Origin of the sequence: Vibrio sp. MOR3, assembly GCF_001557775.1 — a bacterium.
In the GTDB taxonomy this organism is placed as follows: Bacteria; Pseudomonadota; Gammaproteobacteria; order Enterobacterales; family Vibrionaceae; genus Vibrio; species Vibrio jasicida.
On the sequence record NZ_LNRD01000020.1, the window covers coordinates 1 to 14003 of the forward strand.

Genomic DNA, 14003 nt, shown 5'->3' on the forward strand with positions numbered 1-14003 from the left:
ATAACATCAACGAGAACGTGAACGCGTCGAAGAGCCGTATCAAAGATACCGACTTCGCAAAAGAAACGACTCAAATGACCAAGTCACAAATTCTATCGCAAGCGTCAAGCTCAATCCTTGCGCAAGCGAAACAAGCGCCAAACTCAGCGCTAAGCCTACTAGGTTAATCAACCTAATACGACGCGATACAAAAGCCAGGCTCACCCCTGGCTTTTTGCTTATTCAAATCACGCATTAGGGACACCGAATAGGACAGGTGACAAGGAGTTCGTATCGATTAGATGGTCTCTTTAAATACCAATGTCACTGCGATGATGACGCAGCGACACCTCAGTCATGCGGCTGAGCAAAACATAGAGTCACAGCGAAATCTCACTTCAGGCTATCGGATTAACTCAGCCAGTGATGATGCTGCTGGTTTGCAAATTTCCAATACTCTTAATGTCCAAACAAGAGGGCTTGATGTTGCCTTAAGAAATGCGCACGACGCGTATTCGGTGGCACAAACTGCGGAAGGGGCTTTGCATGAGAGTAGTGATATATTGCAACGCTTACGTTCTCTGGGGCTTCAAGCTGTGAACGGCAGTAATGATTCAAGTGATCGGCAAAGTATTCAATACGAGGTCGTAGCGCTGCAAGATGAGCTTGATCGTGTCGCGATCACGACGACATTTGCAGATAAGAACCTATTTGATGGATCTTATGGTTCTCAAAGCTTTCATATCGGCGCGAATGCCAACTCAATCTCTTTGACGCTGAAAAATATGCGCAGCCATATCCCAGAGATGGGCGGCCAACATTATATTGGTGATGCCGTTGATAAAGATTGGCGAGTTACGAGTGACAATCAAAGCATCTCATTTGAATATCTTGATAAAGAAGGGCGACACCAGACGGAATCTATCGAATTCAAATTGGGTGACCGCGTTGAACAAGTAGCGACTTATATCAATGCTCAGCAATCGATAGTAAGTGCCTCAGTAACAGAAAACCATGAACTGCAATTCTTTGCTTCAACCTTGAATGCACCAGAAGGTGTAGAGCTGAAGGGGCGTTTAGCGAATGGGCTTGATGTAAGTTCCGGTGAGCTCGTTACTATGGATGATATCGATATGTCGACAGTTGGTGGGGCACAGCTTTCGATTGGGGTGATTGATGCCGCTATTAAGTATGTTGATTCACACAGAAGTGAAATCGGTGGCTTTCAAAACCGTGTCAGTGGCACCATGGATAACCTGAATACGGTGAACCGTAGTGTGACGGAATCCAAAGGACGGATACGAGATACGGACTTTGCTCGTGAGTCGACGGAGATGGTGCGTTCGAAAGTACTGCAAGATGCAACAACTGCATTGTTGGCTCAGGCGAAGCAGAAACCAAGCTCGGCACTTGGGTTGCTCAGTTAAACCAGTTTTAGCGATGAAAGTTGTTTGGAAACAAAAGCTTCAGGTAATAAAAAAACGCTGCCAATGGCAGCGTTTTTTTCGTGTTAGGCTAGGTAAAAAATTACTTAGTTACACGTAGAACTGGAGTTTCACCAACAGTTACAGAACCAGAAAGCTTGTTCAGCTCTTTGATTTCGTCCATGTTAGAGATAACAACTGGAGTTAGCGTTGATTTCGCTTTCTCTTCTAGAAGAGCAAGATCGAATTCAATTACAGTGTCGCCAGCTTTAACAGTTTGACCTTCTTCAGCGATGCGCTTGAAGCCTTCGCCTTTTAGTTCAACAGTATCGATACCGAAGTGAACGAAAAGCTCAACACCGTCGTCAGACTCGATAGAGAATGCGTGGTTTGTTTCGAAGATCTTACCGATAGTACCGTTTACAGGAGCTACCATTTTGTTACCAGCAGGCTTGATAGCAATACCGTCACCAACGATTTTCTCAGCGAAAACAACATCTGGCACATCTTCGATGTTCACGATCTCACCAGAAAGTGGTGCGATGATTTCGATTGCACCTGCGTCAGCGCTGTCGTCAGATACTAGCTTCTTAAGTTTGTCAAACAGACCCATTGTGTCATGCTCCTAACGTTTTATTTAATTCTGTCGAATTATAGTATACCAATCTTACGAGATAGACGACTTTTTTTAACCGCCTATCCTATTGGAATTAGTTGATTATTGAGTTTTCTCTGCAATGAACTTTTCTACAACAGCTTCGATTTCTGCTGCTGTTGGTAGAGAAAGTGCTTCTTCAGCCATTGCTTTCACTTCTGCGAAGTTAGAGTTACGGATAACTTTCTTCACTTTAGGGATAGATATGCCACTCATAGAGAACTCGTCTAGACCCATACCTAGAAGTAGAAGTGTTGCACGCTCATCACCTGCAAGCTCACCACACATACCAGTCCATTTACCTTCAGCGTGAGAAGCGTCGATAACTTGCTTAATCACAGTAAGTACCGCTGGTGATAGTGGGTTGTAAAGATGAGAAATCATCTCGTTACCACGGTCAACCGCTAGTGTGTACTGAGTTAGGTCGTTTGTACCGATAGAGAAGAAAGCAACTTCCTTCGCTAGGTGGTGCGCGATAGCTGCTGCAGCTGGAGTCTCAACCATTACACCGATTTCGATGCTTTCGTCGAATGCATGACCTTCCGCACGAAGTTCCGCTTTGTACTCTTCGATTGCTTTCTTAAGCTCACGGATTTCTTCAACAGAGATGATCATTGGGAACATGATACGTAGCTTGCCGTGTGCAGATGCACGTAGGATACCGCGTAGCTGGTCACGTAGGATTTCACGACGATCCAAGCTGATACGTACTGCACGCCAGCCTAGGAACGGGTTCATCTCTTTTGGTAGATCCATGTATGGAAGATCTTTGTCGCCGCCGATGTCCATAGTACGGATGATCACAGACTCACCGTTCATTGCTTCCGCAACTTCTTTGTAAGCTTGGTATTGCTCTTCTTCAGTAGGAAGTGCATCACGGTCCATGAACAGGAATTCAGTACGGTACAGACCAACGCCTTCACCACCGTTACGGATGATACCGTCACAGTCTTTAACTGTACCGATGTTACCGCAAACTTCTACGCGGTGACCGTCAGTCGTTTCTGCGTGTAGGTCTTTTAGCTTCGCTAGTTCTTCTTTCTCAGCGATGAATGCCGCTTTAACTGCTTTCGCGTCTTCTAATTCAGCTTCAGATGGGTTGATAACGACTTTGTTGTTCATCGCATCAAGAATCAGCATGTCGCCGTTCTTAACTTGCTTAGTGATGTCGTTAGTACCAACGATCGCTGGAAGTTCTAGTGAACGAGCCATGATTGAAGTGTGAGAGGTACGACCGCCGATGTCACAAGCAAAACCAAGAACGTAGTCTAGGTTGATTTGTGCCGTTTCAGATGGCGTTAGGTCGTAAGCCACTAGGATAACTTCTTCATTGATGTCGCTTAGCGAAACAATGTTGATGCCTAGAGCGTTCTTAACGAAACGAGAACCGATGTCACGGATATCAGTTGCACGTTCTTTCAGGTATTCGTCGTCTAGTGACTCAAGAGCACATGCTTGCTCTTCGATAACTGAATGAATAGCGTGGTCCGCAGACATTTTGTCGTTTTTGATAAGTGCTAGGATTTCTTCTTCTAGCTCTTCGTCTTCAAGAAGCATGATGTGACCTTCAAAGATCGCTTCTTTTTCTTCGCCAAACGTTTCAAGCGCTTTTTGCTTGATAGTTTCTAGTTGAGCAGAAGATTTGTTACGAGCGTCAAAGAAACGTGCAACTTCTGCTTCTACTTGATCATCAGAAATAGTGTTTGTGTTTAGGACAATTTCATCTTCTTGAAGTAGTAGTGCTTTACCGATTGCAATACCAGGAGATGCTAGGATGCCTGAAATCATAGCCTTACCTTAAGTTGGTCAACTTTATAAAACGGGAGAATAATGGGTGCGCTAACGAATAGTATTAGCTTAGTTTTGAGCCTATTTCCAACGAAGCCATTTTGCTTTCACAAAATGGCTTCTAAAATAGGAGACCGAATTAGTGTAGTTGGTCCATTAGAGCAACTAGGTGGTCTACTGCTTGCTGAGCTTGTGGGCCTTCAGCAGAGATAGTTACTAGAGTACCTTTTACTAGGCCTAGTGTTTGCAGCTTGAATAGGCTCTTAGCGCTAGCGCTTTTACCGTTAGAAGTCACAGTGATGTCCGCGTCGAATGCTTTAGCTTCTTTAACGAACTGTGCAGCTGGACGAGTGTGAAGACCGTTTTCTGCTGTGATTTCTACTTGCTTCTCGTACATGTGATATACCCCAATAAATGTATTTTTTTGTTAGTTTGTGACTGAGTTTTAGCTTAACTGCTTTACTTCTTGTGCGCTAGCACGGGAGAGTTCAAAGCGTGTCAGAACTGATACTAGTCAAAAGTTTGGTAATTACGCAACTGTTTGCGTGCACAATTACTTAGAAAACTTTTTGGTTTAGATTCTTTATTTTGAACCTAAAAATAAAACACCCTGATATTACCAAAGGTGGGGCAGGGATCAACAAAAAAGCCCCTGACCGGGGCTTTTTTAAACGAAAAATTGATTTGACCACATATTACTGTTGGTTCTCTTTCTCAGTAAAGATACCGGCAAATAGTGCCGTACTTAGGTAGCGTTCACCTGAGCTTGGAAGTACAGTTACAATTGTTTTTCCTTCAAATTCAGGAAGTTCCGCAAGGCGGTTTGCTGCCACTACTGCTGCACCCGATGAGATGCCAGCCAGAATGCCTTCCTCTTCCATAAGGCGCTGAGCCATCTCAATTGCCTCTTCAGAAGTCACTTGCTCAACACGGTCCAAAAGCTCTAAATCTAGGTTGCCTGGGATGAAACCAGCGCCAATACCTTGGATTTTGTGTGGTGCTGGTTGGATTTCTTCACCTGCTAGTGCTTGTGCGATAACCGGTGATTCTGCTGGCTCAACAGCGACAGAAGTGATTGCTTTGCCTTTTTCACCTTTGATGTAACGGCTTGTACCAGTGATAGTACCGCCCGTACCAACACCTGCTACGAATACGTCGATTTCACCGTCTGTTGCTTCCCAAATTTCAGGACCCGTTGTCTTCTCATGAATCTCTGGGTTTGCAGGGTTGTTGAACTGTTGTAGAAGTAGGTATTTATCTGGGTTGCTTGCTACGATTTCTTCGGCTTTCGCAATCGCACCTTTCATGCCTTTTGCTGCTTCAGTTAGCTCCAGATTTGCACCGAGTGCTTTTAGCAGTTTACGACGCTCAAGACTCATTGACTCTGGCATAGTTAGCGTTAGCTTGTAACCACGAGCTGCTGCTACGAATGCAAGCGCAACACCTGTGTTACCACTGGTTGGCTCTACTAGCTCAACGCCTGGCTTGAGCGTGCCTGCTTTTTCCGCTTCCCAAATCATGTTGGCACCAATACGGCACTTAACGCTGAAGCTTGGGTTACGTGCTTCAATTTTCGCCAAAACTTTACCTTTGCTCACTTTATTCAAGCGAACAAGAGGCGTATTACCAATAGTAAGAGAGTTGTCTTCGTAGATCTTGCTCATAGTGATGTTCCTTCATTACACGATTTGTGAATATGATTAGAAGAATATGCGGTATGAAAAAAAGGGAAAAGGATTAAAAAGTTATATCTTATGAGGTTGGTCGAGAATTGAACAAAATAACAGAGGAGGCTTATTCGGCCTCCTCTGATTGATTCAAAACTGCGCTATTGCTGGTGTTTAAACTCAGCTACCCACATTGCAGTTGCACCACATACAGCAACAGGCATAACAATGAGGTTGAGAATTGGAATGGTGGTAAATACGGAAACCAAAACACCAAACCCATAAGCTTTACCTTGCTTTTGTTTCAATTTGTAACGCATGTCATTGAACGGCACTTTATGGTTATCAAATGGATAGTCGCAGTATTGGATCGCCAACATCCAGGCTGTGAAGAAGAACCATAAGAAAGGTCCAACCGTTTGACCCAGAGCAGGAATCAACAACAACAGGAATAAACCAATCGCTTTTGGCAATACATACAGCAGTTTTCGCCATTCACGAGCCATAACACGAGGTACATCTTTGACCAATGCTGCAAACCCATCGTCATTGACTTTCTGACCAGTCAGCGACTCTTCTACTTTTTCAGCAAGCAATCCGTTGAATGGTGCGGCGATAAAGTTCGCTAAGGTGCTGAAAAAATATGAAAAGGTGGCGAGAATCGTTAGGACGAGAATTGGCCACAAGAGGTAAGTCAACCAAGACAGAAACTCAGGGAGTTGCCCAATCCAGCCTTCAATCCAAGCGTCTAAGTGAGAGAAAAGATAGAAGATAGCACCACCAACTAGCAATATATTCGCCAGCAGAGGGAGAACGACAAAACGTCTGATCTCTGGAGAGAGCGCCAATTGAATTCCGTATAGGAAATAACCAAAACCGGTTCTTTGTTGAATGTTCGACTTCATATCTATTTTATTTCTTGTGAGTGAAAACTCATTGTACCTGTCGATACTTTTCTTTCAATGCCCTAACAAATGAGGTCTTGTAAAGTGGAATCGTGGCAAGAATCACAACAAAAAACAGAACTTCTTGCATTAAGTTGTTCTAAACCTGCATATAGTTTTGGTAAAGTAAACGCATCATTCAGATTTATTGCACTTGGGTTACTGCTCAAGGATGTGCGAGTAGTAAGAACAGGTAGATTGAGAGTAAATAATGCAGGAATTGCGATTCGTACTCATTGTTGTTGGCGCATTAGCCATCGCCGCATTGCTTTTTCATGGCCTATGGACAAGCAAAAAAGAAGGCAAAGCGAAGTTTGGTAACAAACCACTTGGTAAGTTGGATGTTGACCAAGAAGAAAAAGAACCTCAAGAACAAGAGCGAGATTTTGCTCCTGCTCCAGAAGATGATTTCGAGATTATCCGTAAAGATCGCAAAGAGCCAGACTTTGGGATGGAAAGCTCGTTTGACAACAAGTTCGCCTCAGACCCTCTGATTGATGATGTTCTTGATGTAAAAGAGAAAGAGCATAAAGAAGAACCTGAGATCCCTGCTTTTGTTGCAACTAAAGCGGAACAAGAGCCTGAGCCAGAAATTGTTGAGCCTGTTCAAGCGACGTTCGAAGAAGAGATTATCGAGCCAGTGTTCGAAGCACCTGAAGTTGTCGAACCAGAAATCGATGTTGCACCAGTTGTTGTAGAACAACCTGAAGAGCCAAAACCAGAACCTGAAATGCAAGTCATTGTGTTGAACGTTCACTGCGCTGGCGATGAGCCGTTCATCGGTACTAAGTTGTTCGATAGCATGCAGCAAAATGGATTGATTTACGGTGAGATGAATATCTTCCATCGTCATGTTGATTTGTCTGGTAACGGTAAAGTGCTCTTTAGTGTCGCCAACATGATGCAACCGGGCACATTAGAACATGGTGACCCTGCTGAATTCTCTACCAAAGGTATCTCGTTCTTTATGACATTACCTTGCTACGGTGAAGCAGATCAAAACTTCAACCTAATGCTGCGTATTGCACAACAAATTGCAGACGATATGGGTGGTAATGTCCTTGATGACCAACGAAACCTAATGACGCCGGACCGATTGGCATCTTATCGTCGTCAAATAGTTGAGTTTACTGCCGCTAGCGCATAATCTTAACACCAAATAAAGAGAGGGCTCCGTTAGGAGCCCTTTTTCATAGAATTCTCAACCTCATTTATTGAATACACACGGGGCTTTAATATGTCTGAACCAGTACTTCAGCGACTAGAAGAACTCAAAGAATCGTTGCATTACCACGCTGTTCGTTACTACGTGGAAGATAACCCTGAGATTCCAGATGCAGAATACGATCGTATGATGCGCGAGCTTATGGATATTGAAGCCGAACACCCAGATCTTGTTACAGTGGATTCTCCAAGCCAGCGTGTAGGTGGTCAGCCGTTATCTGAGTTCAGCCAAGTGACGCACGAAGTTCCAATGCTGTCTTTAGACAATGCTTTCGACGATGGTGAACTGGATAGCTTTCATAAGCGCGCTCAAGATCGTGTTCCTGACCAAACTATCAAGCAGTATTGCTGTGAACCTAAGTTAGATGGATTAGCTGTAAGCTTGCTGTACGAGAACGGTGTACTTGTACAAGCAGCAACGCGTGGTGATGGTGCGACAGGTGAAAATATTACTGAAAACGTACGTACTATCAGCGCAATTCCACTTAAGTTGCAAGGCAAAGACTGGCCTGCTCGTCTTGAAGTTCGTGGCGAAGTATTCATGCCGAAAACCGGTTTTGACAAACTTAACGAGACTGCTCGCAAAAAAGGCGAGAAAGTGTTTGTGAACCCACGCAATGCAGCTGCGGGAAGCCTGCGTCAATTAGATTCGCGCATTACTGCTTCACGCCCATTGAGCTTCTACGCGTACAGTGTTGGTGTTGTGGAAGGCGCAACGTTAGCATCAAGCCATTACGAGCGATTCCTTCAAATCAAATCTTGGGGTTTGCCAATGTGCCCTGAAACCAAGCGAGTCGATAGCTTGGAAGAAGTGAAAGCCTACTATCAAGATATTCTGACTCGTCGTGAAGCATTAGCTTATGAAATCGACGGTGTCGTAATAAAAGCTGATGACATTGCTATTCAAGAGCGATTGGGCTTTGTTGCTCGAGCACCTCGTTGGGCTATCGCATACAAATTTCCGGCTCAGGAAGAAATTACAACGTTAAACGAAGTCGAGTTCCAAGTGGGTCGTACCGGTGCGATTACTCCAGTTGCGAAGCTTGAGCCTGTCTTCGTTGGCGGTGTAACCGTCAGTAATGCAACCCTACACAATGCAGACGAAATTGAACGTTTAGAGGTAATGGTTGGCGATGAAGTTGTGATTCGTCGTGCTGGTGATGTTATCCCACAAGTTGTTTCGGTGATCAAAGAGCGTCGTCCTGAAACTGCGCGAGAAATTATTTTCCCTGAAGCGTGTCCTGTATGTGGCTCTCATGTTGAACGTATTGAAGGGGAAGCGGTAACACGTTGTACTGGTGGATTAGTGTGCCAAGCACAACGTAAAGAAGCACTAAAACATTTTGTTTCTCGTAAAGCCCTTGATGTTGATGGTCTTGGCGACAAAGTGATTGAACAGCTCGTTGACCGAGAAATGGTTGAGACACCAGCAGATCTGTTTAAGTTGTCGGCCGGAGTGTTGACAGTCCTAGAGCGCATGGGCCCTAAATCGGCAACCAACGTAGTTAATGCTCTTGAGAAATCAAAATTGACAACATTACCGCGTTTCTTGTACTCGCTAGGTATTCGTGAGGTAGGGGAGGCGACGGCTGCCAACCTAGCGCAACACTTCAGGTCATTGGATTTGATTCAGGCAGCGACAGAAGAACAGTTAATTGAAGTTCAAGATATTGGCGTTATTGTTGCCAAACACATCACGACCTTCTTTGGTGAAGAGAAAAACCAGGTTGTTGTACAGGATTTGTTGAATCAAGGTATTAATTGGCCTGAGATTGCCGCTCCGCAACAAGGTGTTGAGTTACCGTTAGAAGGCAAAGTTGTTGTATTGACGGGCACGCTTTCTCAGCTGGGACGTTCCGAAGCGAAAGAAGCGCTGCAGAATCTAGGTGCAAAAGTGACGGGTAGCGTTTCAAAGAAAACCGATATTCTTTTTGCTGGAGAGAATGCTGGCTCTAAGCTAGCGAAAGCTCAAGAGTTGGGTGTTGAGGTTAAAACCGAACAAGACTTGCTCAATTTGATGAAATAACTTCCATCAAAAAAGATAAAAAATAACTAAAAGCCCTAAATGACAGTCATTTGGGGCTTTTTCTTGCCAATTAAAAAGTGACAAAATTAGCGCTATTTTCCTATTGAAATCATTTCAGTGATCAAGATCTCTCCTTTAATTTTTCCTCGTATCTAGCAGTAACTCTGCGATCAACTTCAAATTGACGTTTCCGTATTAGCTATAAGTTATTGATAAATAGCATCTTTGTGTCACTCTGTAGTTTGGGTGTTAAAAATAAGATCTGGATCAACAAGTTATATGGAACTTTGGCGTTGGTCATATTTTTTTAGAAAAAAAATAAGTTCCGTTTGGATGTTTTTAGATGCGAAGTTAGTCTTAGAAGCGTGGATACACGGTGTGTATGCAGGAACTAAAAAGAACCAATTTAGAAATATTGAGGTTCACTCAGGAATTTACTTCTCTCCTTCGGCGGCCAACTTAAGGTGAGATAGAAAAATACAGCTATATCCATTTTTAGGAGTTTTTTCCATGGACAAATTTTTCAAGGTTTCAGCACTAACCGCAGCAATGTTTGGTGCAGTAGCGGTAGCTCCAGCTACGGCTTCTACTGAAAGTGCTGCTGGTGGTGAGTATGTAGAGAAAGTTAACGAGTTTATGAGCGACTCATCATTGAACGCAATGTTCGTTGTTGATACTCGTTCTCGTACACGTACTAGCGGTAAGCCTGGTGGTGAAAATGGCGATCGTTGGAGTCGTCTAAACTACTCATCTTACAATGCAATTATTGACTTCACTTCTGGCTACCATGACGGTTGGTTAGGTGCTGACGTCGCTGCTTACTACTCTGGTGACCTATACAATGATAGCTTGAAAGGCGCGGACGGCTACCTATGTAACGAAATCTCTACGTGTACTAACCTAGACTGGGGTGCAGGTGACGGTGATCAGCTTAAAGTTTACAAAGCGGCTCTGAAATTTAAGACTGGCGAAAACTTTAACGCTCGCGTCGGTATGCTACAAGCTGGTGGCAACGGTACAATCGGTAACGTTTGGAGTTTTGTACCTGGTACGTACCGTGGTTTCGAGCTAAACGCGAAACTTGGTGATTTCAACCTAAGCTACTTCGGTGCAGACCAATTCACAGCACCTTGGTTACTACATGAAGATGATTACGCGCCAGCACTATGGTCAGACACTTCATGGAGCTACCTACACTCTCTAGGCTTGAACGGTAACATCACTGACGCTCTATTCTTCCAAGTTGGTCTTGGTCAAGCGACAGGCGTTAAATACGCGAACGGTATCGATTGGGGTGCAGGTCAAGTAACTAGCTACCATGACGACACTGATAACACATCATACAAAGCTTACTTGAAGTACACAGTAAGTGACCGCACTACTCTTGCATTCGACTTCTACGGTGTTGATGATGATGTGAAATACGATGGTCTAGGTTTCCATACTGGTCTATCTCTAAACCAATCTTTCGGCAAGCTATCTTGGATGTCTGAGCTACGCTACACAGATACAGACAACCGTTCAGATTTCGTTCCACGTACTATCCATACTTACGGTATGAACAACGGTACTTGGTCACAATGGTGGGATGCACTATCTGACTGGAACAAAGCTGGTGAGCTAGCTTGGTACAACCGTCTTTCTTACAACCAAGGTAACGGTTGGAACTACTACCTAGGCTTGGGCTACGGTTCTGGTGCAGATTCTGCAGCGAGTGGCGCATCAGGTGACTGGGATTACGAGAGCGAGTACGCAGTTAACGCAACGGTTTCTTACTCTCTACAAAGTGGTTCTCTTAAAGGTACAACCGTTCGTCTACACGGTACTATCCTAGAGCGTGACGAGTTTGCTGGTGCAGCAGACGCGGACGAGACAGATCTACGTCTACAAGTTCTTATCCCATACAGCTTCCACTAATATTCAGAAGCTAAGAAAAAGGAGCCATTCGGCTCCTTTTTTATTTCACTTTTTTTCCGTCATACATTTTGCAATAGAGTGGCGGCAGCATGTGTACGTTGCCATTAGGCAGTTCACATTTTATTTCTGGTGCTAATGTTCTACCACCTGAAGCTCCATTTGCTAGCGAAGTCAAAGGCATTAATGCTGCAATCGCGATTAACAATCCAGTTACCAGTTTCATATTATTTACCTTGTAATCTAGAACGTATTTTGCTTTTTAAACTCAATTTAATTAATTGGAATATGTCTACAAACTAAAAGTAATTAGAGCAGAGAGTTTTACTCGTTTTCATGCCCTGATTTTAGTTGTCCCATGATCCACCTTGAAAGCGGCACATCTCGCTAGGAATATGGGAAATATCTCCACTTGGTAGAGTACACTCAACAATAGGCCCCAGGTTGGTGGTGCCTCCATTCCCGTTGTTATAGGCGAATGAAGAAAACGCAAATATGCTGCACGCTAAAAATAAAAAAAACTTCTTCATAGTACTTCCTCTTACTTACCTTAAAAAAATATAAGCACTTAATAGACATGCTTATGCGTTAAGTATGTATAGAGACCTAGAAAGATCAAAATTAAATTCAACAAGGTTTTATTTTTTAAAATAAATTTAGATTTTGAAAAAGTAATTATATTTCGCTATGTGTTTGAATTATTAAAATTGAAAATTTAACAATAGGTAGAAAAGAGAGGATATTGATAATATTTCTATCACTTAATTCACATAATTAATTTAAATAAGTGGATGAAATAAAAGAGGTAGTGGGATTAGGAATGGAATAGGGCGCATAGCACCCTATTATTTTGACAAACATCATCGAGAAATAGGTTTTATCTTAAGAATTATGCCATCAACAGCAATAATTTCGACTCGAGTTCCTGCTGGTAAATCGTGTTCTGACTCAGCAGACCAAGTAGTATCTGCCACTCGTAAGCGGTTCATCCCCACCGTGAAGTCTTCATCTAACGTCACGATACTGCCGACTAATTGCTTCTGTTTTTGGTTAAGATCGCGCGCACTGTCGCTCTTGCGATCTTTCGACCATTGTTTTCGCCACCATAGCCAAGTTGTCACCAAGCTGAATGCCGCAAAGGCTAACCACTGCATTTGCCAGCCGATTGGTAGCACAGATAAAATCGCACCTACGATCAATGCAGAGATGCCAAGCCATAGGAAGTAGCCTGCTGTGCCGAGTAACTCAACAGCTAACAATGCGAGGCCGAAAGCAATCCAATGCCAGAAAGTGATGCCTTCTAATAAACTAAATAAGTCCATAGGCTAGCCTTTGTCTTTGCTTTGTTGGAACATTTCAGCAATACCAGCAACAGAGCCCATTAAACCAGTTGCTTCGATTGGTAGCATGATGATTTTCCCATTTTCTGCTTGGCCAATACTCTTCAATGCGTCGGTATAGCCTTGAGCAATAAAGTAGTTCACCGCTTGAACGTCACCTTTAGCGATGGCTTCTGACACCATGTAAGTCGCTTTTGCTTCCGCTTGCGCCGCACGTTCGCGGGCTTCTGCGTGTAAGATCGCAGACTGCTTTTCACCTTCCGCTTTTAAGATCTCTGATTGTTTTTGACCTTCTGCTCGTAAGATTTCTGCTTGGCGCACACCTTCAGCTTCTAAGATCTCTGCACGTTTATTACGTTCTGCTTTCATCTGAGCATTCATTGCAGCAGTCAGATCTGCTGGTGGTTGAACGTCTTTAATCTCAATACGTGTCACTTTGACACCCCAAGGGTTAGTAGCTTGGTCAACAATAGAGAGAAGCTTGGTGTTGATCATGTCACGCTGGCTGAGCATTTCGTCCAGCTCCATTGAACCAAGTACGGTACGGATGTTGGTTAATGTGAGGTTACGAATAGCATGTTCTAGATCGTTGACTTCATAAGCCGCTTTGGCTGCGTCTATAACTTGAACAAAGCCGACTGCGTCGATGACGACATTCGCATTATCTTTAGAAATAACCTCTTGAGCTGGAATGTCGAGAACGCGTTCCATCATATTGATCTTCTGACCAATTCTATCAATAAACGGAATAATTAAGTTCAGGCCCGGTTTAAGTGTGTGGGTATAACGTCCAAAGCGTTCAACTGTCCAGTTGTTCCCTTGAGGTACAGTCTTAATCGCAGAGGCAAGAATAATAACGGCTAGAGCAACGAAAATACCGATGGTGATTAATGAGTCAATTGGCATGTGCTATTCCCTTAAGTGCATAATGTTTAATCCATTCTTACTTATTTATGCGTATTAAACAATCGTAGAAATGAGAGCTTGGATAGATAACAGGCAGAATAAAGGCCGGAATACACCAGCCTTTATTGTTGCTAAA

Annotated in this window: 14 protein-coding genes; 5 read left to right on the plus strand and 9 right to left on the minus strand. The window is 43.6% G+C overall.

The genetic code is table 11. The annotated features are described in order from the left end of the window. Both ATB76_RS27585 and ATB76_RS24205 read left to right on the plus strand, forming a co-directional pair. The coding region (locus ATB76_RS27585; protein WP_276306963.1) for a flagellin at positions 1-167 on the plus strand (167 nt) is incomplete at its 5' end. A 114-nt stretch (positions 168-281) separates the two neighbouring features. After that, complete coding sequence (locus tag ATB76_RS24205) at positions 282-1406, plus strand: flagellin (protein WP_061036225.1); 1125 nt, start codon at positions 282-284, stop codon at positions 1404-1406. Positions 1407-1506: 100 nt separating this feature from the next. Here ATB76_RS24205 and crr read toward each other — a convergent pair whose 3' ends face one another. From crr to cysZ, 5 genes are all read right to left on the minus strand, one after another. Then, complete coding sequence (crr, locus tag ATB76_RS24210; RefSeq protein WP_005425608.1) at positions 1507-2016, minus strand: PTS glucose transporter subunit IIA; 510 nt, start codon at positions 2014-2016, stop codon at positions 1507-1509. Positions 2017-2121: 105 nt separating this feature from the next. Then, positions 2122-3846 (minus strand): phosphoenolpyruvate-protein phosphotransferase PtsI, encoded by a 1725-nt coding sequence (gene ptsI, locus ATB76_RS24215; protein WP_038877525.1) that lies wholly within the window; start codon positions 3844-3846, stop codon positions 2122-2124. Positions 3847-3985: 139 nt separating this feature from the next. Continuing rightward, complete coding sequence (locus ATB76_RS24220; protein ID WP_005436894.1) at positions 3986-4243, minus strand: HPr family phosphocarrier protein; 258 nt, start codon at positions 4241-4243, stop codon at positions 3986-3988. A 298-nt stretch (positions 4244-4541) separates the two neighbouring features. Next, complete coding sequence (cysK, locus tag ATB76_RS24225) at positions 4542-5510, minus strand: cysteine synthase A (RefSeq protein WP_038865751.1); 969 nt, start codon at positions 5508-5510, stop codon at positions 4542-4544. A 164-nt stretch (positions 5511-5674) separates the two neighbouring features. Beyond that, positions 5675-6418 carry a sulfate transporter CysZ gene (gene cysZ, locus ATB76_RS24230; protein WP_038865750.1) on the minus strand — a complete coding sequence of 248 codons (744 nt, stop codon included), beginning with the start codon at positions 6416-6418 and terminating at the stop codon, positions 5675-5677. Between the two features lie 250 nt (positions 6419-6668). Between cysZ and zipA the strand changes: the two genes are divergently transcribed. The 3 genes from zipA (at position 6669) to ATB76_RS24245 (ending at position 11624) form a co-directional block, all read left to right on the plus strand. Further along, on the plus strand, positions 6669-7604 hold the full coding sequence (zipA, locus tag ATB76_RS24235) for a cell division protein ZipA (protein ID WP_042604268.1): 936 nt from the start codon (positions 6669-6671) through the stop codon (positions 7602-7604). A gap of 90 nt (positions 7605-7694) precedes the next feature. Next, positions 7695-9707 (plus strand): NAD-dependent DNA ligase LigA, encoded by a 2013-nt coding sequence (gene ligA, locus ATB76_RS24240; protein WP_061036226.1) that lies wholly within the window; start codon positions 7695-7697, stop codon positions 9705-9707. A gap of 510 nt (positions 9708-10217) precedes the next feature. Further along, positions 10218-11624, plus strand: a complete 1407-nt coding sequence (locus tag ATB76_RS24245; RefSeq protein WP_038865747.1) for a porin — start codon at positions 10218-10220, stop codon at positions 11622-11624. Positions 11625-11664: 40 nt separating this feature from the next. Here ATB76_RS24245 and ATB76_RS24250 read toward each other — a convergent pair whose 3' ends face one another. From ATB76_RS24250 to ATB76_RS24260, 4 genes are all read right to left on the minus strand, one after another. Continuing rightward, positions 11665-11847 carry a hypothetical protein gene (locus ATB76_RS24250; protein ID WP_038865745.1) on the minus strand — a complete coding sequence of 61 codons (183 nt, stop codon included), beginning with the start codon at positions 11845-11847 and terminating at the stop codon, positions 11665-11667. Positions 11848-11968: 121 nt separating this feature from the next. Beyond that, complete coding sequence (locus ATB76_RS28310) at positions 11969-12151, minus strand: hypothetical protein (RefSeq protein ID WP_146109579.1); 183 nt, start codon at positions 12149-12151, stop codon at positions 11969-11971. Positions 12152-12481: 330 nt separating this feature from the next. Beyond that, the gene (locus tag ATB76_RS24255; protein ID WP_038865743.1) at positions 12482-12943 is read right to left on the minus strand and encodes an NfeD family protein; all 462 of its coding nucleotides are present in this window, start codon (positions 12941-12943) and stop codon (positions 12482-12484) included. A 3-nt stretch (positions 12944-12946) separates the two neighbouring features. Next, positions 12947-13867 (minus strand): SPFH domain-containing protein, encoded by a 921-nt coding sequence (locus ATB76_RS24260; protein ID WP_038865742.1) that lies wholly within the window; start codon positions 13865-13867, stop codon positions 12947-12949. Positions 13868-14003: the final 136 nt, after the last annotated feature.

Coding starts and splice junctions, on each gene's coding strand:
- ATB76_RS24205 (WP_061036225.1), top strand. CDS start 282: ATGGTCTCTTTAAATACCAATGTCACTGCGATGATGACGCAGCGACAC.
- crr (WP_005425608.1), bottom strand. CDS start 2,016: ATGGGTCTGTTTGACAAACTTAAGAAGCTAGTATCTGACGACAGCGCT.
- ptsI (WP_038877525.1), bottom strand. CDS start 3,846: ATGATTTCAGGCATCCTAGCATCTCCTGGTATTGCAATCGGTAAAGCA.
- ATB76_RS24220 (WP_005436894.1), bottom strand. CDS start 4,243: ATGTACGAGAAGCAAGTAGAAATCACAGCAGAAAACGGTCTTCACACT.
- cysK (WP_038865751.1), bottom strand. CDS start 5,510: ATGAGCAAGATCTACGAAGACAACTCTCTTACTATTGGTAATACGCCT.
- cysZ (WP_038865750.1), bottom strand. CDS start 6,418: ATGAAGTCGAACATTCAACAAAGAACCGGTTTTGGTTATTTCCTATAC.
- zipA (WP_042604268.1), top strand. CDS start 6,669: ATGCAGGAATTGCGATTCGTACTCATTGTTGTTGGCGCATTAGCCATC.
- ligA (WP_061036226.1), top strand. CDS start 7,695: ATGTCTGAACCAGTACTTCAGCGACTAGAAGAACTCAAAGAATCGTTG.
- ATB76_RS24245 (WP_038865747.1), top strand. CDS start 10,218: ATGGACAAATTTTTCAAGGTTTCAGCACTAACCGCAGCAATGTTTGGT.
- ATB76_RS24250 (WP_038865745.1), bottom strand. CDS start 11,847: ATGAAACTGGTAACTGGATTGTTAATCGCGATTGCAGCATTAATGCCT.
- ATB76_RS28310 (WP_146109579.1), bottom strand. CDS start 12,151: ATGAAGAAGTTTTTTTTATTTTTAGCGTGCAGCATATTTGCGTTTTCT.
- ATB76_RS24255 (WP_038865743.1), bottom strand. CDS start 12,943: ATGGACTTATTTAGTTTATTAGAAGGCATCACTTTCTGGCATTGGATT.
- ATB76_RS24260 (WP_038865742.1), bottom strand. CDS start 13,867: ATGCCAATTGACTCATTAATCACCATCGGTATTTTCGTTGCTCTAGCC.